Source organism: Nocardia sp. NPDC058480 (assembly GCF_042720495.1).
In the GTDB taxonomy this organism is placed as follows: domain Bacteria; phylum Actinomycetota; class Actinomycetes; order Mycobacteriales; family Mycobacteriaceae; genus Nocardia.
In genome coordinates this window covers 17712-41738 of sequence record NZ_JBHXMN010000003.1, presented here as the reverse complement: position 1 = coordinate 41738, position 24027 = coordinate 17712, and the positions used below count along the sequence as shown (strand labels likewise).

Genomic DNA, 24027 nt, shown 5'->3' with positions numbered 1-24027 from the left:
TGGTCCACCGAGCGGTGGAGGACAATTCATTTGCCGGTCGTCTGCTGGTCGGCTCGCGACGGTATGCATGCCAAGTGAACGCACGTCCAGGTCTACGCCTCCTTCCTCTCACCGCCGCTCTGTGTGCCGCAGCCGCTGCTGTGGCCGGCTGCTCATCGCCGGATCCCGATGCCCGCTTCACCGCGGGCAGGGACCAGCCGCTGGTGATCTCGCTCGACGACCTGGTCGCCAAGGCCGGTACCAGCGCGGTGCTCGGGGTCAGCCTCGAGCCGGAGCACGGCAACATCACTCGCCGCGCCGACGGCGCCTACGTTTACACCCCGAGTGCCGGCTACATCGGTCTCGACCAGTTCACGGTCACCACCACCGACGCGGTTCGCCTGTACACCACCGACATTCCGGTGCTCGGCGAGTTCGGCGGCACCACGGTGCAGGGCAGTGGTTTCGGCTCGGCCTGGACCTCGGTGCCGGGTAGCACCGACGAGTTCTACGGACTCACCGACCGCGGCCCGAACGTCGACGGCCCGGCCAAGAATGAAAAGCTGTCGCCGACACCGAATTTCGTGCCGAAGATCGGCCGGTTCAAGTTGGTCGGCAACAGGGCCGTGCTGCAGTCGAGCATCGAGCTGCACAGCGCGTCGGGCGCGCCGTTCAACGGCCAGGTCGACACCTCGGCCAGCACCGGCGAGACCATCAAGGACCTACAGGGCAACATCCTGCCGCCAACCGATCACGGCATCGACCCCGAAGGCCTGGTCGCACTGGCCGACGGCACCTTCTGGATCTCCGACGAATACGGCCCGTTCCTGGTGCATTTCGACGCCAAGGGCACAGAGATCGAGCGGCTCTCGCCCGGCAACGGCCTGCCGAAGGAAATCGCGCTGCGCACTCCCAATCAGGGTATGGAAGGGCTGACCATCACCCCCGACGGCAGCACCCTGGTCGGCATGGTGCAGAGCGCGCTCAACACACCCGGCCTGAGCGGTTCGGCCAAGGAGGTGCCGTTCGCGCGCATCGTGACCGTCGACCTGAAGAGCAAGGCGCAGAAGGAATTCCTGTACCCACTGGAGAACCCGAAGCAGTCCAAGGTCGCGGTCTCGGAGATCACCGCGCTCAGCGCCACCACCTTCCTGGTCGACGAGCGCGACGGCAACCTCGCACCCAAGTCGGACAAGAAGATCTGGACCATCGACATCGCGGGCGCGACCGATGTCGGCCCGCAGTCCGCCGTACCCGGCGCGATCTATGACGCCGAGAAGGGCGGCCTGCTGATCGACGGCAAGCCGCTGGAAACGCTGATCGGTGTCACCCCGACCGCCGATGCCGTCGCCGCGCTGACCAAGGCGGGCGTTACCCCTGTCACGAAGAAGAGCAACCTCGACCTCTCCGCACTGGTCGCCGCGCTCGACGAGAAGGGCAGGTTCTTCGGTCACGACAAGATCGAAGGCATCGCCACCCTCGACGGCGGCAAGACCATCTACATCGCCAACGACAGCGACTTCGGCCTGGCTGCCAGCCAGGGCGAACAGCCCCCATTCGGCTTGAAGCCCAAGACGCTGCCCAACGGCGTGCAGGACACCGGCGAGGTGCTCGCGGTCGACACCACCAAGCTGCCCGCGAAGATCGACGGCTACACGGTGAAGATCACTGTCGAGTAGTCCACTCGCGTGCCTCGATGAGTACCGCGGCGGCCAGGGCGAGTAGCCACAGTGACATGGTGCCGACTTGGATTCGCTGGGCGATGCCGAGTGCGTAGGAGCCGGACAGGTTGTCGGCGACCATCATCCAGATGGTCGCCACCGACCCGAGGATCAGCACGGCGACGCCGAACTCGCGCAGGATTCGCCAGCGGTGGTAGCGGTAGGCGGCGGCGCTGAACGCGAACGCCGCCACCGCGATCGAGGTGACGGCCAGCGTGCTCGTGAGCGCGTGCGGTTGGTGCAGCTGGGGGAACAATCCGCTGTCGCCGCCGCACGTGCTGTCATCGGGGGCGCAGTCGTGGAGCGGCAGCAGGGCGTCGGCGATGGTGGACGCGCCGAAACACAGCAGGGCTGCCCAGCCGATCGTGGTCAACCGGCGGCGCTGGAAAACGAGCAGTCCACCCAGCGCCGCCGGGATCAGCAACAGGCCGGCCACTTTGTCGGCGGTGCCGAACACCTCGCGATAGGGCTTGCCCTCCGCATCGAGTTCACTGAGGAAGTCGTTGACCGGGTCGGTGTCGATCGGCAGCACGAATTCCAGCAGCCAGGACGAGTAGCACAGGCCCGCGATCGCGATCGCGAGGGCGATCGGCAACGAGTAGCCACGGGTGTGCCGTGCGTATTCGGTCACACCGACCATTGTGCGTGTCCGGCCTCCTCCTACCAGGCGCGCGTCGAGAGCGCGGACGTGGTTTCATCGAGGATCAAGGCACGCACAGGTTGCTGTCAGGTTCACCGTGCAGGGTGGTTGGTAACCAACGGAGAGGTCCTCGATGAGCTATGTGATCGCGCTGGCAAGTTTCGCCACGATCCTGGCACTGGCCGTGTCCGGCTTCATCGCGGCGGATGCGTCGCGCGCACGGGTGCGAGTTCGCGCCGAACGCACGCCGCGGCGTCGCTGAAAATCTATAGTAATCGCAGGTCAGCCGGGTTTGGATCGCTCCACCAATGAGGTGATCCGCTCGGCTGCCGTGTGTGGATTCTCGTGCTCCCACACCCGCACGACCTGCCAGCCCGCCGCCGTCAACGCGGCATCGGTGGCCCGATCCCGGGCGACATTGCCTGCCAGCTTGTCGGCCCACCACTGCGCGTTGTTCTTCGGATCGGTCGCGTGATCAGGGCATCGATGCCAGAAACACCCGTCGACATAGACGGCGATGCGCAGCCGGGGAAACACCACATCCGCGCGTCGGCGCTGGCCTTTGACGGGTGGGCGGTCGACGAAGTAGCGCAGGCCCGCGCGGTGTAGTTCTCGGCGTAGTGCGAGCTCGGGTGCAGTATTCGCGCGCCGCTGCTTGGACATTCGCGCGCTTGTCGCCGCGTCGGTCACCGGCCTGCGCGCAGCCGATGAGGTCGGTGGCGACGAGGCGGCCGCCTCGTCGGGTGATTCCCGGTCGGCGGCCCGCCGCGCGCTCATGCCGCCCAGCCGCCCATGCGGTCGAGGTGGTCGCGGACATCGTCGAGGAATCCGGGTGGGAAGCGCAGGTTGCCCATCTCGGTGCGCCGCAGGAATCCTGCCGTGGCGCGGGGGGAGAGCAGGCGAGGCTCGGTGAGGAAGTTCTTCAGGTCCTCGTAGGGCTCGTGGACCGGCCAGGTCGAGAGGGGAACCCGGTGCACCACACCCGCGTGCCCCCATGCTGCGCTCGGCCACGGCTGGCCGGCGGCTATCGGCTCGCCCACGGTCAGCGGATCCGACGGTGCGGCCAGGCGTTCACCGACCCAGTTCGCCATCCGCACACTCACCGCGTTGCCAACCAGTTTCCAGCGATGACCGTGGCGAACGCCTGGCACATCGAGGGCGGGGGCGGTCCAATCGGCGTCGAAGCCCTGTAATCGCTCACCGTCGATGATTCCCGGCGTCACGATCTCACCCGCGGGCAGCCGGACCGCAGGCGGACTGGCGATGCCGAGCCCGGAACCGCCCTTGAGGGTCGGCACCGCGTTCACCGCCCAGCCGAGGCCACGCACGCCTTCGGTCCAGTAGAAACCACACGGATCGCGGTCCGGGTCGCCGTAGTCGCGGGGACCGGCGTCGTCGCCGAACAGCACCTGGCGGGGGTCCTCGGTGCGCGAAGCCAGCATCAGCACACGCTGACGCCGCTGCGGCAAACCGAACGCGCGCCCGTCGACGACCCGGTACGCCCAGGCGTACCCGAGCTCCTCGAGCGCCTCGGTGATGTGGCGCATGGCCGCGCCGCGACCCAGCTGCAGCATGAAGGGGACATTCTCGATCAATAACCACCGCGGCCCACGCTGCCTGCGAACCAGCCGGAACACCTCGTCCACCAGGCCCGATCGACGACCGGTGATGCCCGCGGTGCGCCCGGCCTGCGAGAGATCCTGGCAGGGGAAACCGGCCGCGACGAGCTCGGTGCCCGCGGGTAGCGAGCGCAGCCGGGTGATGTCGCCGTGCAGGTCCGTATCGGGGAAACGAGCGGCGAGCACGCCTTGGGCGCCGGGGTCGATCTCGCACAGCAGCTCCGATGCCCAGCCGTGCTTGCTCAGACCGAGTTCGAGCCCGCCGATCCCGGCGAACAACCCGACCATCCGCATCAACGACCCCTGTGTCTTTGGAGCGCGGGCGCGCTCGCGTTCGCGGCCCATGGTCGGTCCGCTGTTCGGCGGCCGAAATTCGCGCCTGCGCCGCATTGTATCGGGCCACTGAACTGCGGGGCCGACCGCGAACGAGCGCTCCCGAGGGGCGAGTGCTCCGTCGGTTGGCCGTTGGGCTTGCTCGGTGGTGCGGGGGAGAAGGAGCACGGGAGAGGCGTGCGGTATTCGATCGCGGAGGGGGTGGACGCAGGGGTGTCGACGGGAGGAAAATCGGTGGCCGGGGGTGGGGGTGCTCTGGGACTCTTGACGGGCCGAACTTGTCGGACCCAGGTGCGAACATCACCAGGCCTCCGTTGGCGCAAACCCAACCAGCCAACCAGGCATCAAGGGGGAGTTTTGTCTGTCACATCAGAGCTCGCGGCCGCCGAATCGGAGGCCGACAGATCGGAGCGGCCAGCGCCGCGGTCGAGCGGCGGAATGGTGTCGCTGTGGCGATTTCTGCCCTTTCTCCGGCCATATCGGGTTCCACTGTTGCTGGCGAACGCGCTGGCGATCGTCACCTCGAGCACCGCGATCGCGATTCCGCTCGTCATCGCGCGGGTGATCGACGGGCCGATCGCGCGGCGGGATTTCGTCGGTCTGCTGGTGCCGGTAGCGCTGATCTTTCTGCTCGGATCGCTCGAATCGTTCGGCATGTGGGGCAGGCGATGGCTGGTGTCCAAGCCCTCGACGATGTTCGAAATCACTATGCGCGCCAAGCTTTTCACGCAGCTGCAGGCCCTCTCGATCGGCCGCCATGACGGCTGGCAGTCGGGTCAGCTGCTCTCGCGCGCCATCGACGATCTCTCGGTGCTGCGGCGGTTCGTCGCGTTCGCCGGCCCGTTCCTCATCGTCAACGGGGTGATCATGCCCATCGGGCTGATCGCGCTGTTCGCGATGAATTGGCAAGTGGGACTGATCTTCACGGTGACATCCCTGCCGTTGACGCTGTTCTGCGCGCGCTTCGTCCGCCGGTTCGAGGTGGCCTCGCGGCGTTCGCAGGACCAGTCCGGCGACCTGGCCACCATCGCCCAGGAATCCGCGCAGGGCGTGCGGGTGCTCAAGGCGCTGGGTCGTGGCCGGTTCTTCGGATCGCGTTTCACCGCGCTCTCCCGGGAACTGCAGCGCACCGAAATGGAGAAGGTACGTCTCGACGCGACGTTGTGGGCGGCGTTGGTGACCCTGCCGACCGTGTCGATCGCGTTGTCGCTCGGAGTCGGTGGCTACTCGGTGGTGCAAGGGTCGATGACGATGGGCACGCTCGTCGCGAGCATCACGCTGGCCACGTTCCTGCAGTGGCCGATCATCTGGCTCGGTTTCCTGTTATCGGAGCTGTTCGAGGCGCGCACCGCGGCCGACCGCTACTGGGAGATCATCGACACCCCGCTCGACATCGCCGACCCAGCGCACCCGGCGGAACTACCCACCGCGCTACACGGGGAACTGGTCATCGACCGTGTCCGCTTCGCCTACCCGCGATCCGGCGACGGTCCGGAAAACACCGTGCTGGAAGAGATCTCGCTGCGGATTCGGCCGGGGGAGACGGTCGCGCTCGTCGGCGCGACGGGCAGCGGTAAGACCGCGCTGCTCGAGCTGATTCCCCGGCTCTACGACGTCAGCGGCGGCAGCATCACCATCGACGGCGTCGATATCGCCACCCTGCGACTGGCCGAGCTGCGCCGGGTGGTGACGGTGGCCTTCGAGGAGCCGGTGCTGTTCTCGGCCAGCGTGCGCGAGAACGTGGCACTGGGCGACTCGCGCGCCACCGACGCCGATGTGCGTCAGGCGCTCGATATCGCGCAGGCCAGCGAGTTCGTCGACGCGTTGCCGTGGGGACTCGACACCCGCATCGGCGAGCAGGGCATGAGTCTGTCCGGCGGACAGCGTCAACGTCTGGCCCTGGCCAGAGCCGTGCTCACCGGCGACACCGCGGCGAGCGGCCGGATCATGGTCCTCGACGATCCGCTCTCGGCGCTGGACGTGGAAACCGAAGAGCGCGTGCAGGATCGGCTGCGCGCGGTGCTCTCCGGGGCGACCACCCTGCTCGTCGCGCACCGGCCGTCCACCGCCGCGCTGGCCGATCGCGTCGCCCTGCTCGCCGACGGGCGCATCGTCGCCGAGGGCAGCCACGACAAACTGCTGCGCACGAGCAGCCACTACCGCGAACTGATGGGAGGTGAGGCATGAGCACCGAGACCGTGACACCGGAAAAGGCAGTGCCGGAAGAGGAATCCGATCTGGCCGCCGACTGGCGAGGTATCGCCAAAGAAGACGACACCGTCACCGGAACCGGAAACCTGGTGCTGGCCGGGCGATCCCGGCGGTTGCTCCTCGATCTGGTGCGGCCCTACCGCAAGCAGGCGATCGCGACCTTCGTCCTGATCCTGCTCGACAACGCGGCCAAGGTATCGCTGCCGCTGTTCATCGCCTACGGGCTCGACCACGGCATCAGCCAAGGCCGCCAAGGTAATTGGACGCCGATGATCGCGACCGTCGCCGGTTTCGTCGCGGTGACAGTGTTGTCGGGGCTCACCACCTTCGCCTTCCTGCGGGCCTCCGGGTCGCTGAGTCAGCGGGTGCTGTTCGACCTGCGGGTGCGCGCGTTCCGGCACACGCAGCGGTTGAGCGTGTCGTTCCACGAGAAATACACCTCGGGCAAGGTCGTCACCCGGCTCACCAGCGATATCGAAGCCCTACAGGAGCTGCTCGAAGGCGCCCTGAATCAGGCGCTGAGCGCGGTGATCTCGGTGGTGACCATCGCGGCGCTGCTGATCTGGCTCGATCCGCTGCTCGCCTCGATCGTGCTGATCGGGTTCGTGCCGCTGGTGCTGGTGACGCGATGGGCGCAGCGACGTCAGCGGGCGGGCTATCGGCGCACGCGCGGCGCGATCTCGCGCGTTGTCGTGCAGTTCGTCGAATCGATGAGCGGCATGCGCGCGGTGCAGGCATTCCGTCGCGAACACCGCAACGAGGAGGTCCTCGGCGTCGAGGACTCGGCGTACCAGAAGGCGACCACCACCGCGGTCCGAGGGATGGGCGACTACGTCGGGCTGTCCAATTTCATCGGCAAGCTCACCACGGTGATCGTGCTGCTGGTCGGCGCCTGGCAGGTGATGGAGGGCAACCTCGCGATCGGTGTGCTCGCCGCGTACCTGCTCTACCTCGACCAGTTCTACGGTCCGCTCGACGAACTCGCGCAGGTGTTCAACTCCTACCAGTCCGCCGCCGCGGCGCTGGAGAAGATCTCCGGTGTGCTCGAGGAGGAACCGGCCGTCGCCGAACCAGAAAGCCCGGCCACGCTCGACAGCGCGACCGGCGCGGTGCGGATGGACAAGGTCTGGTTCGGCTACAACACCACCCCGGTGCTGCCGGAGTTCGACCTGGCGATCCCGGCCGGACAGGTGGTGGCGCTGGTCGGTGCCACGGGCGCGGGCAAGTCGACGCTGGCCAAACTGCTCACCCGGTTCTACGACCCGAGCGGTGGCGTCATCACGCTCGACGAGGTGGATCTGCGCCACCTGGCCGATACCGAGCTGCGCAGGCACGTTGTGATGGTTACGCAGGAGGCCTACCTGTTCTCCGGCACCATCGCCGACAACATCCGGCTCGGCAGACCCGACGCGACCGACGCCGAGGTCGCCGCGGCCGCGCGTGCGGTGGGTCTGGACGTGTTCGTCGCAGGACTCCCCGACGGGTATGCCACCGACGTGCGGACGCGCGGCGGCAGGCTCTCGGCGGGGCAGCGTCAGCTGGTGGCGTTCGCGCGCGTGTTCCTGGCCGACCCGGCGGTGATCGTGCTCGACGAGGCCACCTCCAGCCTTGATATCCCTGGTGAGCGGCTGGTTCAGCACGCGCTGGAGACACTGCTGCGCGACCGCACGGCCGTGATCATCGCGCACCGCCTGTCCACCGTGGCCATTGCCGACCGGGTGCTGGTCCTCGACGGTGGCCGGATCGTGGAAGACGGCACACCGACCGAGCTGATCGCGGGCCAGGGACGCTTCGCCGGATTGCACGCCGCGTGGCGGGATTCGCTGGTGTGATGCGCCCGTGTTGTGTAGCGGCGGGGCTGGTGTCGCTTACCGTAGAGACGTGACGACCTCAGCCCCGGGCCCGGCCGACGGCCCCACCGAGATCAAGCCGGCCTCCCGGTGGCCTGCGGTACTCACCTGGCGTGCCCACGACAACTCGCGCATGGAATCGGTGCGCGTCACGGTGAACGGCAATCGGATCAGGGCGGCGGGGCGGCTGATCGGAAGTGCCGGCGACGAGCACCCGGCGTTCAGCGCGTCTTACGACCTGGTCACCGATGAAGCGGGCGCCACGCGGCGGCTGTCGCTGCGCACCACCACCGCGGCCGGTGAACGCCACGCCTCGATCTCGCGGGACGAGGAGAACTACTGGCTCGTCGACGCGGGCGGCACCCACGTGCGCTCCACCTTCGGCGGCGCCCTCGACGTCGATGTGGTGCTGAGCCCGTTCTTCAACACCCTGCCGATCCGCCGGTTCAGCCTGCAGCACGCCGTCGGCGACGTCCAGGTCCCGGTCGTCTATGTCCGACTACCCGACCTGCTGGTGCAGGAGGCCGAGCTCACCTACTCGAGCGCGGCCGACGGCATCAACGTCCTCTCCCCGGTCTCGAGCGCCACCTTGACGGTCGACCCGGAAGGTTTCGTGCTCGACTACCCGGGACTGGCCGAACGCGCCTGACAACGTGTCCGGTGTCGTCGTAACCACGCGAACCCGGACGTGCTCGGGCCCCTGGTCCGCTGTAACCCAGGGGCAGCACCGAGCGGTTCGCCGAACACCCGGAACGTTTCGAGCTTCACAATGAGCGAAGAACTCCACCGTTCGCACCCGCGCGATGAAGTTCGCCCAGCCAGTCGCCAGCGCCGGGCGTGATGCCGGTGATGTCCCAGGTCGTGCGGTCGTCGTAGGCGGTACGACCGCGGAAACCCGTCTCGACAAGTTCGCCGAGGTGACCATCCGAACGCAGGACATCGCGGGCAGTGACCAGTGTCTCGATGGCCTCGTCGAGCACCCGTCCCAGCGCGGCCGCGTTCGGTTCGCAGATGGCGCGTACGAGGTCGGGGGCGGTGCCCGCGACGCGGGTTCCGTCGCGGAACGAACCCGCCGCCAGACCGAGCGCCAGCTTCCCGCCCGCGGCCCCAGACGCTGCCAGCGCTTCGGCCAGCACGTGCGGCAGATGCGAGATCCGCGCGACGGCTTGATCGTGTTCCTCGGCGAGCACCGGAACCACCACCGACCCACAGTCCAACGCGAGCCGCGCCACCCGCGACCACGGCTCTACCCGCGTGCCCTCGTCCACCCCGACGGCCCACACCGCATCCCGGAACAGCTCGGAATCGGTTGCGGACCAGCCGGATTCGGCTGTCCCAGCCATCGGATGCCCACCCACGTACAAAGCTTCGAGCCCGTGCTTTCGTACCGCGTCGAGCACCGGGCCCTTCACGCTCACCACATCGGTCAGCGGGCACCCCGGCGCGAGCGCGGCGATGTCGGCCAGCAGGTATTCGACGGCGGGCATCGGCACCGCGATCACCAGCAGCGCGTCCACTTCGGCAGCCCGGACCAGCACCGCGGACAGGTCGCCGGACACTTCGAATCCGTCGTGACACGCCGCGCCGACCCCGGCTTCGGAGCGGTTGTAGCCGAACGCCCGGTACCCCGATGCGACGGCGGCGCGCAGCAGTGAACCGCCGATAAGGCCGGTCCCGAGGACGCAAACAGCCCCACGCTCGTCGATGCTCATCGGAACAGATTGGCACACGAGTTCATCATTAGGGGTGGGACAGACTACCGTTTGGTCCATGGCAGCACAGCGCTCGGGCACGAACAGGGCGACGTCGGATGATGACTTCGACGTCGAAGGGTTCGCAGTGGCCGTGGTCCGCGAGGAAGGCACATGGCGGGTCAGCCCGCTCAGTTCCGAAGCTCTGCACGATCTGTCGGCCGCCGAGACCGAACTGAAGGCTTTGCGCAGCTCAGGTGCGGTGTTCGGCTTGATCGACGTCGATGACGAATTCTTCATCGTGTTGCGTCCCGCGCCGAGCGGCACCCGCCTGCTCGTCTCCGACGCCACCGCGGCGATCGACTACGACATCGCCGCCGACGTTCTCGACGCGCTCAATGTCGAGATCCCCGACATCGACCCCGACGACCTCGACGACGTCGAACCGTGGGAAGAGGGCGACCTGGGCGTCCTGGCCGACCTCGGTCTCGGCGAACCGGTGCTCAGTGTGATTCTCGCGGACACCGATCTCTACCCCGACGAGCAGCTCAGCGCGATCGCCGAGAGCCTCGGTTTCGCCGACGAGTTCGCCGCGGCCCTGGACAAAATGCCGAGGTGACCGACGAAGAGATGATGCGCGCCGCCCTGGCGGCCGCAGCCGACGCCGACCCGCGCGATGTGCCGGTCGGCGCCGTCGTCTTCGACGCACATGGGCGCGAACTCGCCCGCGCGACCAATGCCAGGGAAGCCCTCGGCGACCCGACCGCCCATGCCGAAGTGCTGGCTCTGCGTGCGGCCGCCGGTGTCCACGGCGACGGCTGGCGCCTCGAAGGCGCGACCCTGGCCGTCACCCTCGAACCGTGCACCATGTGCGCGGGCGCGTTGGTACTTGCCCGTGTCGGCAAGGTCGTCTTCGGCGCGTGGGAACCCAAAACCGGTGCCGTCGGCTCGCTCTGGGACGTGGTCCGCGACCGCCGCCTCAATCACCGCCCCGAAGTCCGCGGCGGCATCCTCGAATCCGACTGCGTAGCCCTCCTCGACACCTTCTTCAAAAACCAACGCTGACCACCCGATTTAACAATCTCCCCACCACTCCGGTACCGTAGTCGGCGGTGGCGTGTCCGAGCGGCCTAAGGAGCACGCCTCGAAAGCGTGTGAGGGGTAACCCCCCTCCGAGGGTTCAAATCCCTCCGCCACCGCCAAGAGCCCCCCACCTGTTCACACAGGTGGGGGGCTTTTTCTTGTCCGGAAGGTGCGGCGGTAGGACGATGGCGAGGTCCGCACCGCTCGCGTGAAATGGTGGCGGAAGGTGACCGGGGTGGCGAAACCGGCCGCGGTCGCGATCTCCTCGATCGGTGCGTCGCCGGTCTCCAGCATCGCCAGTGCTGCCTGAATCCGCTGGGCGATCAGCCATTTGCTCGGGGTCGCACCGGTTTCCCGGACGAAATGGCGCAGGTAGGTGCGCGGTGACAGGCCTGCCACCCTGGCGAGATCGGGAATGCCGATCGGGTCGGCCAGGTGTTCGAGTGCCCAGGAAAGGCTGCGGGCGATGGGGGCGTCGAGGGGTTCCGGGGGCATGGGGGATTCGATGTACTGAGCTTGGCCGCCCGTGCGGTGGGGCTGGATGACGAGGCGGCGGGCAACGGCGTTGGCCACGGACGCACCCAGGTCGTTGCGGACCAGGTGCAGTGCCAGGTCCAGGCCTGCGGCGCAGCCCGCGCTGGTGAGGATGTCGCCTTCGTCGGTGTAGAGGGGTTCGGGGTCGACCTCGACCAAGGGGTAGCGCTCGCGCAGCAGGTCGGCGTATCGCCAGTGCGTGGTGGCACGGCGGCCGTCGAGCAGACCCGCGGCGGCGAGGGCGAACGCACCCGAGCAGATCGACACGATCCGGGAGCCGTTGCTGTGCGCCCGGCGAAGGGCGGCGATCAATTCCGGCGAGGTCTGCGCGCGGGGGTCGGCGACGCTCGGGACGACGACCGTATCGGCGGCGGCGAACTCCGCGAGACCATACGGGCTGGTCAGGGTCGCGCCGCCGATCACGCGGATGGGGTCGGGGGTTTCGGTGCAGATCTTCAGCTCGTACCAGGGCTGCTCGATATCGGGCCAGGTCAGACCGAAGACCTCGACGACGATGCCGGTTTCGAACGCCGTCATCCCGTCGTAGGCCAGCACCGATACTGAGCTCATGTCTAAATCTTAGCGATAGTTGTCATCTACGCCACTTCTCCCGATGACGCGGAAGTCGGAGCATGAAGATATGTTGAAGCAACTGAAGGACTTCGCCATCGGAATCCACACCGCGAACGCGATCAGGCACGGCATCCGCCCGTCTACCGCGGCTCGGCCCGAAAGCCGGAAGCCACAGTGTGGGGGAGCGCGGACCACCCGGTAGCGGCAAGATCTGTCGTCGGGTATTCACCTCGTCCGACCTGCGGTGTATTCCTCGCGTAATAGACTGGGTTACACCGAATCCGGGAAGGAACGATGATTATGCGCGGGCGACAGCCGCCACCCGCGAAGTCCGGGATCGGGCTCGGGGGAAAACTTCTGGTTCTCGTCGTGCTCGGCTGGGTCGCCGTCGGGCTGCTCGCGGCCGGTCAGCGGCACCACTTCGCTCACCTGCCCAAGGAATGCTCGGACTGGGCGACCATCGCGGTCACCGCCGCGGCGGGACCCGCGAACTACATCGGGTTGAATCCGCGGGTCACGGAATGCCAAGTGCCACAACCGAGTCAATAGCGAAATAGCCGGGGAATCAGGGTTCCCCGGCCATCGGTGCTCAGACTTGCGCTGGGGCGAGCGCCCGCCGTTCGGCCTGGATCTCGCGCACCCGCGAGCCCTCGATGTCGATATCGGGCACGATCCGGTCCAGCCACTTCGGCATCCACCACGCCCATTTACCCAGCAGCACAAGCAGAGCGGGGATGAGCACCATCCGGACCACGAACGCGTCCAAGGCCACGCCGGCCGCCAGGGCGAAGCCCATCGACTTGGCGGTGACGTCGGATTCCAGCAGGAACGAACCGAACACCGAGATCATGATGATCGCCGCCGAGGTCACCACGCGCGCACCGTGGTGATAGCCGTTGATCACGGCATCGGTGGGATCGGCGCCGTGCACGTATTCCTCGCGCATGCGGGTCACCAGGAACACCTGGTAGTCCATCGCCAAGCCGAATACCAAGCCGATCAACATGATCGGTAGGAAGCTGACCAGCGGATGTGGATCCTGGATCAGCCCGAGTTTGCCTTCCTGGAAGATCAGCACGGTCGCGCCGAAGGTGGCCGCCATCGACAACAGGAAGCCGAGGGCGGCGGTGAGCGGGACCAGGATCGAGCGGAACACCAGGATCAGCAGGATGAACGCCGCGCCTGCCACGATCGCCATGTACGGCACGATCTTGCTCAACAGCACGTGGTCGATATCGGCGTAGATCGCGGTGGTTCCGGTGATGCCGTAAGACATTTGGTACTGCTCGTGCAGATCGGATTCCGCATCGCGCGCCGACTGCACCAGATCCTTCGTCGACTGCGCGTTGGGTCCGGTCTTGGGGATGCCGTTGATCAGCGCGCCCGCCCCGTCCTTGCTCATCTGCGGCTCGGTGACCAGATCCATATCGGGGTAGGACTGCAGCTTGTCGCGCAAGGCATTCAGCGCCGCCGGACGCTGGTCGGCGGGGGTATCGCTGAGGTCGACGGCCACCTGGAGCACCCCGTTGCTGCCCTCACCGAAGCCTTCGGTGCGCAGGTCGTAGGCCTTACGGACAGTGGTCGACTTGGGCAGGCTGTCCTCGCCTGGCAGGCCGAGGTTCAGGTTCAGCGCCGGTGCGGCGAGCAGGCCGAGCACCACAATGGCCAGCAGCATCGTGATCGAGGGGAATTTGGCGATCGCCCTGGCCACGCGGGTGCCGTTGGTGACGACACTGTCGTCCTCGGGATCGTGCTGGGCGATCAGCGGCAGCTTCGGCTTGAACAGCGCCTTGCCGAAGGCACCGAGCAACGCGGGCATCAGCGTGATGGCGGTGAGCACGGCGAACGCGGCCGCGATGGCACCACCCAGACCCATGAACGTCAGGAATCTGACCCCGACGATGCTGAGCCCGACGAGCGCGATGATGACGGTGAGCCCGGCGAACACCACCGCCGAGCCCGCCGTCCCCAACGCGGTACCGGCCGCTTCCTCGGCTGAATCCTGCACCGCCAGCTCATGTTTGTAGCGCGAGACGATGAACAGCGCGTAGTCGATCGAGAGCGCGATGCCGATCATCGAGGCCAGGAAGGTGGTGAAGCTCGGCACCGACAGCACCGAGGTCGACAGGAAGATCAGCGAAGTCGCCGCGCCGAGTCCGACGATCGCGGTGATGATCGGCACGAACGCGGCGACGATCGCGCCGAACGCCACAATCATCACCACCAATGCCACAGCCATACCGATCATCTCGGACTTGCCGCTCGGCATCTGTTGTTCCATCGCGATAGTGCCGCTGATCTCGACCGTCAGCCCGGCCGCGCGGGCGGTGTCGCCCGCGTTGTAGGCGGCCTCGCGTTCGGTGGCGGTGATCTCGGCGAAGTCCGTGATCGTGAACGGGACGCTGAAGAACGCGACGGTGCCGGGTGCGGTCTTGTTCAGCACGTTCAGTGGCGCGCCGCTGCAGGTCGACGGGTCGGGTTGCCCGGTGAGGCAGCCCATTTCGTCGGTAGCGGTGATCGGATTCACGATCGGCTCGGCATGGTCGACGATGTCGAGTCGGTCGAGCTCGCCGATCAGTTCGTCGATCGCGGCCCGGTTGGCCGGGTCGGTGAGTTTCTGGCCCGCGGGCGCTCCCACGACATATGTGCCGGTCACCGCGTCGAACGCGAACGCCTCTGACATCCCGGGGAAGTGCTTGTCGAGGATTTCGGTGGCCCGCTCCGAGGGCAGGTTCGGCATGCTGAAGTCATCGGTCATCGGCTTCTGCAACGAGGAACCCAGCCCCGCGAGCACCATGAAGAACAGCAACCAGACGGGCAGCACAATCCATTTGCGGCGAAAGGCCAGCTTGCCCCACCGATAGAGATAGATGGACACGGTTCTTCTCCTCGTTGATCGGTGCAGAGCGCGGATCGGAGGTGTAGCCGGTCGAACTAGCCCTGAGTCTGCTGCCCAGCAACCTCGATATCAAGCACCTCCTCCAGCGCGGATGCCGAAACAACGCGGCCCCGCAATCCAGTAGCGGATTGCGGGGCCGTGTGGTCTAGTCGCGGATCAGCCGACCGAAACCGGGTGTTTCACCGTTTCGGTGGTCTCGGCGCGCAGCTGCTCGAGCTTCGCACCCTCGACGTCGATATCGGGCACGATCCGGTCGAGCCACTTCGGCATCCACCACGCCCACTTGCCCATGATCACCAGCAGTGCGGGGACAACGACCATGCGGACGATGAACGCGTCGATCGCCACACCGGCGGCCAGCGCGAAACCGAACGACTTGGCGGTGACGTCGGTTTCCAGGATGAAGGAACCGAACACCGAGATCATGATGATCGCGGCCGAGGTCACCACGCGGGCGCCGTGGTGGTAGCCGGAGACCATCGCGTCCTTGGGCGATTTACCGTGCACGAATTCCTCGCGCATGCGGGTCACCAGGAACACCTGGTAGTCCATCGCCAAGCCGAATACCAAGCCGATCAACATGATCGGCATGAAGCTGACCAGTGGCTGCGGATCCTCGATCAGGCCGAACGCGCCCTCCTGGAAGATCAGCACGGTCGCACCGAAGGTGGCACCCATCGACAACAGGAAGCCGAGCGCCGCGGTGAGCGGGACCAGAATCGAGCGGAACACCAGGATCAGCAGGATGAACGCGGCACCGGCCACGATCGCCAGATACGGCAGGATCTTGCTGAGCAGCACATGGTCGACATCGGCGTAGATGGCGGTGGTGCCGGTGATGCCGTACGCCATGCCGTACTGCGCGTTCAGATCCGCTTCCGCGCCACGTGCCTCGGCGACCAGATCCTTGGTGTCCTGGTTGTTCGGACCGGACTTCGGGACACCGTTGAGCATGGCGCCCTGTTTGTCCTTGCTCCAGACCGGCTCGGTGACGTAATCCATGCCTTCGTAGGACTCGAGCTTGGTACGCAGCGCACCGACCGCGGCCTCACGCTCGGCCTCGGGCGTCGCACTCAAGTCGGCGGCGACCATGAGCACACCGTTGCTGCCTTCGCCGAAGCCTTCGGTCCGCAGGTCGTAGGCCTTACGGATGGTGGAGGTCTGCGGCATGCTGTCGTCACCGGGCAGGCCGAGGTTCAGACCGGCGGCGGGCGCGGCGAGCGCACCGAGCACGACCACCGACAGGACCAGCGCGACCCACGGGGCCTTGGCGATCAGCTTGGCGAAACGCTGACCGTTGGTGACCGAGCTTTCGTCCTCGGGATCGTGCTGCGCCACGATCGGCAGCTTCGGCTTGAACAGCGACTTGCCGAAGGCGCCCATCAGCGCCGGCATCAGGGTGACGGCGGTGAGCACGGCGAACGCGGCGGCGATGGCGCCACCCAGACCCATGAAGGTCAGGAACTCCACGCCGACGATGCCGAGCGCGCCGAGCGCGATGATGACGGTGAGACCGGCGAACACCACGGCCGAACCGGCGGTACCGAGCGCGGTGCCCGCGGCTTCTTCGGCCGAATCACGCACGGCCAGTTCGTGTTTGTACCGGGAGACGATGAACAGCGCGTAGTCGATCGAGAGCGCGATACCGATCATCGAGGCCAGGAAGGTGGTGAAGCCGGGCACCTCCATCACCGAGGTACCGAGCATGATCAGCGAGGTCGCGGCGCCGAGGCCGACGATGGCGGTGATGATGGGCACGACCGCGGCGACGATGGCGCCGAAGGCCACCACCATCACGATCAGCGCGACACCCATGCCGATCAGTTCGGACTTGCCGCTCGGCTGTTCCTGCTTCATCGCGATCGAGCCGCTGAGCTCGACGGTCAGCCCGGAGTTACGGGCTTCGGCGCCTGCCTCGAAGGCGGCATCGCGGTCGGCGTCGGTCACATCGGTGACCGCCTTGATGGTGAACGGGACGCTGAGCACGCCGACGGTGTCGGGTGCGGTCTCGTTCAGCACATTGAGCGGGGCGGACGAGCACTTCGACGGGTCCGGGCTGGCGAGGCAGCCCATCTCCTCGGTGGCCGCGACCGGGCTCATCAGCTTCTTCTCGTGATCGACGATCGACAGGTCGCCGAGCCTGGCGATGAACGCGTCGATCGCGGCCCGGTTGGCCGGGTCGGTGAGCTTCTGGCCCTCCGGCGCGCCGATCACGTAGGTGCCGGTGACGGCATCCATCGAGAACTGCGCCGACATGCCTTCGAAGTGCTTGTCGAGGATTTCGTTGGCGCGGGCCGACGGGAGCTCGGGCATGCTGAAGTCGTTGGACATCGGCTTGCTCAGGGTGGCGCCGAGGCCGCCGAGCAGCACGAACAGCAGTAGCCAGACGGGCAACACGATCCACTTACGGCGGAAAGCGAACTTTCCCCATCTGTACAGGTATACGGACACGCGGGTGCTCCTAGCGCGAAGAACGGGTGGGTGGCATGGCTCGTAGACAGCACTCGCGGGCCACCCCTGCGGGACCCGCCTCCACAACATCGTTTTCTGCCTACCGTGCGGTAGGTAGACTACCTAGTGGATAAGTGGAGGAGCAACCTCAATTTTAGGGGCTCCGGATACGTCATGCCGAATCATGGGAGGATTGCCGCCATGCCCGCCCGACACATCGCCGACACCGTCACCGCAGGTGGAGGCACTAAACAGGCGATCCGCGACGCCGCGGTCGCGCTGTTCGCCGCCAAGGGTTTCGAACAGACGAGCCTGCGCGAGGTCGCGGATGTGGTGGGAATCACGAAGGCCTCGCTCTATTACCACTATGCGTCGAAGCTCGATCTGCTCCTCGCGATCATCGATCCGATCATCGATCACATGCGCGACATCGTCGAGGACATCGACGCCGTCCCCTACAACGACGAGGGTATCCGCGCGGTCCTGCGCACCTATCTGCGCGGCATGATCCGCCACCGCGACGCGGGCGCGCTCTGCGTGCGCGACACCGCGGCTATCGTCAACGCCATCGCCGACCGCTACCCCGATCTGATGGAACCCACCCGTGAACTGCGGCTGTGGCTTTCCGGACCCGACCCCACCCAGGGCTCGACCCTGCGCGCCGCCGCGGCCATCGAGGTGCTCGGGGTGGCGCTGCTGTCCTCGGAGCTGGCACCGGACGCCACCGACGAGGTGGTCGAGAAGACTCTCCTCGACGCGGCGACCTGCGTACTGACCGGCTGCGTCAATTCGGCATGAGCGGACGGCCTGCGTGGTGACGCTTCGCGACCGCCTCCGGCCGCTGACCGCTCCTGCCGGGGGCACCGCGTAAGTTCGACACCGTGCATATCACCGCCAGGGTCGATTACGCGGTGCGAACGCTGCTCGAGCTCGCCGCGGCCGACGGAGTCGTCAAGTCCGAGGCCATCGCCGCCGCCGCGCAGATCCCACCGAAGGTGCTCGAGACAGTGCTTGCCGAACTGCGTCGCGCCGAGCTCGTACTGAGCAGGCGCGGGCCCGACGGCGGGTATCGCCTCGGCAGGCCCGCGACGGAGATCTCGGTGGCCGATGTGATCCGCGCGGTGGAGTCGCCGTTGGCGTCGGTGCGTGGGCAGCGGCCGGAGGATGTGCGGTATCCCGGTGCGGCGGAACCGTTGCAGCAGGTGTGGATCGCGCTGCGGGTCAATATTCGGGCGGTGCTGGAGAATGTCTCCATCGCCGATATCGCTGCCGACCGACTGCCCGGTTTTATCGGTGAGCTGGTCGCCGACCCCGGCGCCTGGGCGCGTCGAGAGCCGCGCACACCGGCCGGCGCCTGAGTTATCCACAGGCTGAGAGTTATCCACAGGGTGGGTAAAAGTGCTCGGCGCTGGTCACCCGCGCGCTGTAGCCTTCGACCATCATGTTGATCACCCTGCTGCGGACCTACCTGGCCCCGTACCGCGCCCAGCTGGCGGGTGTCCTCGTACTCCAGCTGATCTCGGTTATCGCGATGCTCTACCTGCCCAGTCTCAATGCCGACCTGATCGACGATGGTGTCACCAAGGGCGACATCGGTTTCATCTGGACCACCGGTCTGTGGATGCTCGCGGTGAGCTGCGTGCAGATCGTGGCCTCGGCCGCGTCGGTGTACTTCGGCGCGCAGGCGGCGATGGGTGCAGGCCGGGATATGCGCGGTGGCGTGCTGCACCGGGTGGAGACGTTCTCGGCCAGGGAGGTCGGGATGTTCGGGGCCCCGTCGCTGATCACCCGCTCGACCAACGATATCCAGCAGGTCCAGCTGCTCATCGTGATGTCGGTGACGATCCTGGTGATGGCGCCGATCATGTGCGTCGGCGGCGTCATCATGGCGGTGCGTGAAGATCTCGGGCTGTCGTGGTTGCTGCTGATCGCGGTGCCCGCCCTTGCTATCTCCATGGGCACGATCGTGGCCAGGATGGTGCCGGGGTTCCGGCAGATGCAGGAACGCATCGACGGGGTCAACCGGGTGTTGCGCGAGCAGATCACCGGCATCAGGGTGGTACGCGCGTTCGTGCGTGAGCGGCAGGAGATCTGGCGCTTCGGGATGGCCAACACCGCACTCACCGACGCCTCGCTGCGCGTCGGCAAGTTGATGGCGCTGATGTTCCCGACCGTGATGTTGATCAGCAATCTGACCGCCGTCGGGGTGATCTGGTTCGGCGGTCACCATGTAGACAACGGCACGATGCAGATCGGCTCGCTCACCGCGATGCTGTCCTATGTCATGCAGATCCTGATGGCCGTCATGATGGCCTCGTTCCTGGCGATGATGGCCCCGCGCGCGGCCGTCTCCGCCGATCGGATCGGCGCGGTGCTCAAGACCGAGTCCTCGGTCCGCCCACCGCGGCTGCCCCAGCAGTTCAAGGGCGACCCGGCCACGGTCGACATGCAGTTCGCGGAATTCGCCTTCCCCGGCGCGGAGAAGCCGGTGCTGCGCGGTATCCGATTCCAGGTCACGCCCGGCACCACCACCGCCGTCGTCGGTTCCACCGGCGCGGGCAAGACCACGCTGATCAACCTGATCCCGCGCCTGATCGACGTCACCGATGGCGCGGTCTATCTCGGCGGCACCGACGTGCGCCACCTCGACCTCGAACTGCTGCGCAGTGGGATCGGATTGGTGCCGCAGAAGGCCTACCTGTTCTCCGGCACCGTCGCCACCAACCTGCGCTACGGCAAGCCCGAGGCCACCGACGAAGAACTCTGGCACGCGCTCGAGGTCGCCCAGGCGGCCGATTTCGTGCGAGAGATGCCGCAGGGTCTCGACACACCGGTCGCCCAGGGCGGCACCACGGTGTCCGGCGGTCAGCGCCAGCGGCTGTGTATCGCCCGCGCGCTGGTGCGCAAGCCGCGGATCTACCTGTTCGACGATTCGTTCTCCGCGCTCGATGTCGCCACCGACGCCCGGCTGCGCGCCGCGCTGAAGCCCGAGACCGCCGACGCCTCGGTGATCATCGTGGCCCAGCGGATCCAGACCATTCGCGATGCCGACCAGATCGTCGTCCTCGAAGACGGCGCGATGGCGGGCATCGGCACCCATGACCAATTGATGCAGCGCTGCTCGGAGTACCGCGAGATCGTCGAGTCCCAGCTGAGCGTGGAGGAAGCCCGATGAGGCCAGGTGGACCCGTACCCGGAGCTCCGGGTACGAAGGCCAAGTCGTTCCGTCCGTCGCTGAAGCGACTGGTGAGCAGGCTGGCTCCCGAGAAGTTCACCGTCGGCGCGATCATCGCGCTGGTGATCACCTCCGTGGTGCTCAATACGCTCGGCCCGTATCTGCTCGGCAAGGCGACGAACCTGGTGTTCGACGGTTTCGTCGGCAAGCAACTCGAACCCGGCCTCACGAAAGACCAGACCGTCGAGCTGCTGCGCAGGCAGGGCGAGAACACCCGCGCCGACATGCTCTCGGCGATGAACGTCATCCCCGGTACCGGCATCGACTTCGACGCCGTCGGCCGCGTGCTGATGCTCGTACTCGCGCTGTATGTGGCCGCGTCGGTATTCGGCTGGCTGCAGGGCTATCTGCTCAATATCGCCATCAACCGGACCGTGAAGCGGCTGCGCGACGAGGTGGAGCAGAAGCTACACCGGCTGCCGCTGCGCTACTTCGACACCTCGCCGCGCGGTGACGTGCTCAGCCGCGTCACCAACGACGTCGACAATGTCTCGCAGAGCTTGCAGCAGACGATGAGTCAGCTGCTGGTCTCGCTGTTCTCCGTGATCGGCATCCTGATCATGATGTTCTGGATCTCGCCGCTGCTGGCACTGATCGCGCTGCTCACCGTGCCCGCCGCGATCGTGGTCACCGCGCAGATCGCCAAGCGATCCAAGCCGCACTTCGTCAACCAGTGGAAATACACCGGCGAAGTGAACTCCTCGGTGGAAGAGGCCTACACCGGCCACGAGATCATCACCGCGTTCGGCCGCGGCCGCGAGGTCGGCGAGGAATTCGACCAGCGCAATCAGAAGCTCTACGACGCGAGCTTCCAGGCACAGTTCATCTCCGGCCTGATCATGCCGGCCATCATGTTCCTCGGAAACGTGAACTTCGTGTTCATCGCGCTGGTCGGCGGGCTGCGCGTGGCCACCGGCAACCTGTCGCTCGGCGAGGTGCAGGCGTTCATCCAGTACTCGCGCCAGTTCAGTCAGCCGCTCACCCAGATCGGTGCGATGGCGAACCTGCTGCAGTCCGGTGTCGCCTCCGCGGAACGGATCTTCGAGATCCTCGATGCCGAGGAGCAGAGTCCCGATCCGCTGGTGGAGAACCCCCGCCCAGTGGATCGTGGGCGGGTGGAATTCGAGGCGGTGTCCTTCGGTTACGACCCGGAAACGCCTGTCATCGAACGGCTTTCGCTGGTCGCCGATCCCGGCCACGTGGTCGCCATCGTCGGCCCGACCGGCGCGGGCAAGACCACGCTGGTGAACCTGCTGATGCGCTTCTACGAACTCGACGCGGGCACCATCGCGATCGACGACGTCGACATCACCACCATCACCCGCGACCACCTGCGCTCGCGCATCGGCATGGTGTTGCAGGACACCTGGCTGTTCAAGGGCACCATCCGCGAGAACATCGCCTACGGCAACCCGACGGCATCGGAGGCCGACATCCAGGCCGCGGCCCGCGCTGCCTACGTCGACCGGTTCGTGCACTCGCTGCCCAACGGCTACGACACGGTCATCGATGAAGAGGGTGGCGGGGTGAGCGCGGGCGAGAAGCAGCTGATCACGATCGCCCGCGCGTTCCTGGCCAAGCCGTCGATCCTGATCCTGGACGAGGCGACCAGCTCAGTCGACACCCGCACCGAGTCGCTGGTCCAGCACGCCACCGCGGCCCTGCGCCGCGATCGCACCAGTTTCGTGATCGCGCATCGACTCTCGACGATTCGTGACGCGGATCTGATCGTGGTGATGGACAAGGGGCGCATCGTCGAACACGGCACCCACGAGCGCCTGCTCGCTGAGCGCGGACCGTACTACAACCTGTACAACGCCCAGTTCGCGGCGGCTCAATAAGCCCGAGGTCTGGGCTACCGCACCCATACAACGCCCAGTTCAGGCGCATCATTGCCGCCCTGGCACGATGGGGCGGTGGCCGACAGCAGCGAGTTCTCCTTCGAAGTAGGCACCCGTCTGGACGGGGGCAGGCATGGTCGGACCGGGGTGATCTCCACCCCGCACGGTGAGATCGCCACGCCCGCTTTCATTCCGGTGGGGACGAAGGCCTCGGTGAAGGCCGTGCTGCCGGAGACGATGAAGGAGATCGGGGCACAGGCGCTGCTGGCCAACGCCTATCACCTGTACTTGCAGCCCGGCGCCGATGTCGTCGATGAGGCGGGTGGGCTCGGGAAGTTCATGAACTGGCCGGGGCCGACCTTCACCGACAGCGGTGGGTTCCAAGTGATGTCGCTGGGGGTCGGGTTCAAGAAGGTCCTTGCCATGGAGGCCGTGGATATCCGGTCCGACCAGGTGATCGCGGCGGGCAAGGAGCGGCTGGCCACCGTCGACGACGACGGGGTCACCTTCCGTTCGCACCTGGACGGTTCCAAACATCGCTTCACGCCCGAGGTGTCGATGGGGATCCAGCACGAGTTGGGGGCCGACATCCTGTTCGCCTTCGACGAGCTGACCACATTGATGAATACCCGCGGCTATCAAGAGAAGTCGCTACAGCGGACGCACGAGTGGGCGCAGCGTTGTATCGACGAACACGAACGGCTCACTGCTGTACGCAGTCATCGGCCGTATCAGGCGTTGTTCGCGGTGATTCAGGGTGCGCAGTACGAAGACCTGCGGCGCAAGGCTTGTCGTGAGCTGGAGACGATCCGGGGGAATGGCGGCACGGAATTCGACGGGTACGGCATCGGCGGCGCCCTGGAGAAGCACAATCTCGGCACGATCGTCGGATGGTGCAGTGATGAGCTGCCCGAGGACAAGCCGCGCCACATGCTGGGGATCAGCGAGCCGGAGGACATGTTCACCGCGATCGAGAACGGCGCGGACACGTTCGACTGCGTCAATCCTTCTCGAGTGGCGCGCAATGCGGCGATCTATGTCGACGAGGGGCGGTTCAATATCAACACCGCTCGGTTCCGTCGGGACTTCAGGCCGATCGACGAGGAGTGCGATTGCTACACCTGCGCTCACTACACCCGTGCGTACCTGCATCATCTGTTCAAGGCCAAGGAGATGTTGTCGGCGACGTTGTGCACGATTCACAACGAGCGGTTCACGATTCGGTTGGTTGATCGGATCAGGGGGAGTATCGAAGGTGGGTACTTCGATGAGTTCAAGAAGGAGTTCATGGGGCAGTGGCGGGGGCGGATCAAGGTGCCGGGGGAGTAGGAAAGCTGGGTTTGCCGGGCCCTCCGGGTAGGGGGCTG

Annotated in this window: 20 protein-coding genes and 1 tRNA gene; 14 read left to right on the top strand and 7 right to left on the bottom strand. The window is 66.5% G+C overall.

Features of this window, described 5'->3' with window-relative positions; genetic code table 11:
* The first annotated feature begins 74 nt into the window (after nucleotides 1–74).
* Complete coding sequence (locus tag ACFWO8_RS09050) at nucleotides 75–1658, top strand: esterase-like activity of phytase family protein (RefSeq protein ID WP_378946561.1); 1584 nt, start codon at nucleotides 75–77, stop codon at nucleotides 1656–1658.
* Here ACFWO8_RS09050 and ACFWO8_RS09045 read toward each other — a convergent pair.
* Complete coding sequence (locus tag ACFWO8_RS09045; protein ID WP_378946557.1) at nucleotides 1645–2331, bottom strand: DUF998 domain-containing protein; 687 nt, start codon at nucleotides 2329–2331, stop codon at nucleotides 1645–1647. The genes ACFWO8_RS09050 and ACFWO8_RS09045 overlap by 14 nt on opposite strands.
* Nucleotides 2332–2473: 142 nt before the next feature.
* Here ACFWO8_RS09045 and ACFWO8_RS09040 point away from each other — a divergent pair, with 142 nt between their 5' ends.
* A complete protein-coding gene (locus ACFWO8_RS09040) occupies nucleotides 2474–2602 on the top strand; it encodes a hypothetical protein (protein ID WP_378946554.1) in 129 nt (42 codons plus the stop codon).
* 20 nt (nucleotides 2603–2622) lie between these two features.
* On the opposite strand, the gene ACFWO8_RS09035 is transcribed toward ACFWO8_RS09040, so the two are convergent.
* Together ACFWO8_RS09035 and ACFWO8_RS09030 are read right to left on the bottom strand one after the other, a co-directional pair.
* Nucleotides 2623–3117, bottom strand: a complete 495-nt coding sequence (locus ACFWO8_RS09035) for a very short patch repair endonuclease (protein WP_378946551.1) — start codon at nucleotides 3115–3117, stop codon at nucleotides 2623–2625.
* A complete protein-coding gene (locus tag ACFWO8_RS09030) occupies nucleotides 3114–4247 on the bottom strand; it encodes a DNA cytosine methyltransferase (protein WP_378948144.1) in 1134 nt (377 codons plus the stop codon). The genes ACFWO8_RS09035 and ACFWO8_RS09030 overlap by 4 nt, the downstream gene beginning before the upstream one ends.
* A 483-nt stretch (nucleotides 4248–4730) precedes the next feature.
* Between ACFWO8_RS09030 and ACFWO8_RS09025 the strand changes: the two genes are divergently transcribed.
* The 3 genes from ACFWO8_RS09025 to ACFWO8_RS09015 are packed head-to-tail and all read left to right on the top strand — an operon-like array spanning nucleotide 4731 to nucleotide 9002.
* A complete protein-coding gene (locus ACFWO8_RS09025; RefSeq protein WP_378946548.1) occupies nucleotides 4731–6479 on the top strand; it encodes an ABC transporter ATP-binding protein in 1749 nt (582 codons plus the stop codon).
* Nucleotides 6476–8335: an ABC transporter ATP-binding protein gene (locus ACFWO8_RS09020; RefSeq protein WP_378946545.1), complete on the top strand. Its 1860-nt coding sequence runs from the start codon at nucleotides 6476–6478 to the stop codon at nucleotides 8333–8335. The genes ACFWO8_RS09025 and ACFWO8_RS09020 overlap by 4 nt, the downstream gene beginning before the upstream one ends.
* Nucleotides 8336–8384: 49 nt before the next feature.
* Complete coding sequence (locus ACFWO8_RS09015) at nucleotides 8385–9002, top strand: putative glycolipid-binding domain-containing protein (RefSeq protein ID WP_378946542.1); 618 nt, start codon at nucleotides 8385–8387, stop codon at nucleotides 9000–9002.
* A gap of 115 nt (nucleotides 9003–9117) precedes the next feature.
* Here the strand turns inward: ACFWO8_RS09015 and ACFWO8_RS09010 are convergent, their stop codons facing one another.
* Nucleotides 9118–10065 (bottom strand): prephenate dehydrogenase, encoded by a 948-nt coding sequence (locus ACFWO8_RS09010; RefSeq protein ID WP_378946539.1) that lies wholly within the window; start codon nucleotides 10063–10065, stop codon nucleotides 9118–9120.
* A 58-nt stretch (nucleotides 10066–10123) separates the two neighbouring features.
* On the opposite strand from ACFWO8_RS09010, the gene ACFWO8_RS09005 reads away from it, so the two are divergent.
* The 3 genes from ACFWO8_RS09005 to ACFWO8_RS08995 all read left to right on the top strand — a co-directional run bounded on the left by ACFWO8_RS09005 (nucleotide 10124) and on the right by ACFWO8_RS08995 (nucleotide 11246).
* Nucleotides 10124–10663, top strand: a complete 540-nt coding sequence (locus ACFWO8_RS09005) for a tRNA adenosine deaminase-associated protein (RefSeq protein WP_378946536.1) — start codon at nucleotides 10124–10126, stop codon at nucleotides 10661–10663.
* 11 nt (nucleotides 10664–10674) lie between these two features.
* On the top strand, nucleotides 10675–11109 hold the full coding sequence (locus ACFWO8_RS09000; RefSeq protein WP_378948141.1) for a nucleoside deaminase: 435 nt from the start codon (nucleotides 10675–10677) through the stop codon (nucleotides 11107–11109).
* Nucleotides 11110–11155: 46 nt separating this feature from the next.
* A tRNA-Ser gene (locus tag ACFWO8_RS08995) sits at nucleotides 11156–11246 on the top strand.
* 16 nt (nucleotides 11247–11262) lie between these two features.
* Here the strand turns inward: ACFWO8_RS08995 and ACFWO8_RS08990 are convergent.
* Nucleotides 11263–12231, bottom strand: a complete 969-nt coding sequence (locus tag ACFWO8_RS08990) for a helix-turn-helix domain-containing protein (RefSeq protein ID WP_378946533.1) — start codon at nucleotides 12229–12231, stop codon at nucleotides 11263–11265.
* Nucleotides 12232–12534: 303 nt separating this feature from the next.
* Between ACFWO8_RS08990 and ACFWO8_RS08985 the strand changes: the two genes are divergently transcribed.
* Complete coding sequence (locus ACFWO8_RS08985; protein WP_378946530.1) at nucleotides 12535–12783, top strand: hypothetical protein; 249 nt, start codon at nucleotides 12535–12537, stop codon at nucleotides 12781–12783.
* Between the two features lie 40 nt (nucleotides 12784–12823).
* Here the strand turns inward: ACFWO8_RS08985 and ACFWO8_RS08980 are convergent, their stop codons facing one another.
* Together ACFWO8_RS08980 and ACFWO8_RS08975 are read right to left on the bottom strand one after the other, a co-directional pair.
* Nucleotides 12824–15112, bottom strand: a complete 2289-nt coding sequence (locus ACFWO8_RS08980; RefSeq protein WP_378946527.1) for an MMPL family transporter — start codon at nucleotides 15110–15112, stop codon at nucleotides 12824–12826.
* 177 nt (nucleotides 15113–15289) lie between these two features.
* Complete coding sequence (locus tag ACFWO8_RS08975; protein ID WP_378946524.1) at nucleotides 15290–17584, bottom strand: MMPL family transporter; 2295 nt, start codon at nucleotides 17582–17584, stop codon at nucleotides 15290–15292.
* Between the two features lie 201 nt (nucleotides 17585–17785).
* Here ACFWO8_RS08975 and ACFWO8_RS08970 point away from each other — a divergent pair, with 201 nt between their 5' ends.
* The 5 genes from ACFWO8_RS08970 (at nucleotide 17786) to tgt (ending at nucleotide 23989) form a co-directional block, all read left to right on the top strand.
* Nucleotides 17786–18382 (top strand): TetR/AcrR family transcriptional regulator, encoded by a 597-nt coding sequence (locus ACFWO8_RS08970; RefSeq protein WP_378946521.1) that lies wholly within the window; start codon nucleotides 17786–17788, stop codon nucleotides 18380–18382.
* 83 nt (nucleotides 18383–18465) lie between these two features.
* The gene (locus ACFWO8_RS08965; protein ID WP_378946518.1) at nucleotides 18466–18942 is read left to right on the top strand and encodes an RrF2 family transcriptional regulator; all 477 of its coding nucleotides are present in this window, start codon (nucleotides 18466–18468) and stop codon (nucleotides 18940–18942) included.
* 83 nt (nucleotides 18943–19025) lie between these two features.
* Nucleotides 19026–20759, top strand: a complete 1734-nt coding sequence (locus tag ACFWO8_RS08960; RefSeq protein WP_378946514.1) for an ABC transporter ATP-binding protein — start codon at nucleotides 19026–19028, stop codon at nucleotides 20757–20759.
* Nucleotides 20756–22660: an ABC transporter ATP-binding protein gene (locus tag ACFWO8_RS08955; protein ID WP_378946511.1), complete on the top strand. Its 1905-nt coding sequence runs from the start codon at nucleotides 20756–20758 to the stop codon at nucleotides 22658–22660. The genes ACFWO8_RS08960 and ACFWO8_RS08955 overlap by 4 nt, the downstream gene beginning before the upstream one ends.
* 75 nt (nucleotides 22661–22735) lie before the next feature.
* Nucleotides 22736–23989 (top strand): tRNA guanosine(34) transglycosylase Tgt, encoded by a 1254-nt coding sequence (gene tgt, locus ACFWO8_RS08950; RefSeq protein WP_378946506.1) that lies wholly within the window; start codon nucleotides 22736–22738, stop codon nucleotides 23987–23989.
* Nucleotides 23990–24027: the final 38 nt, after the last annotated feature.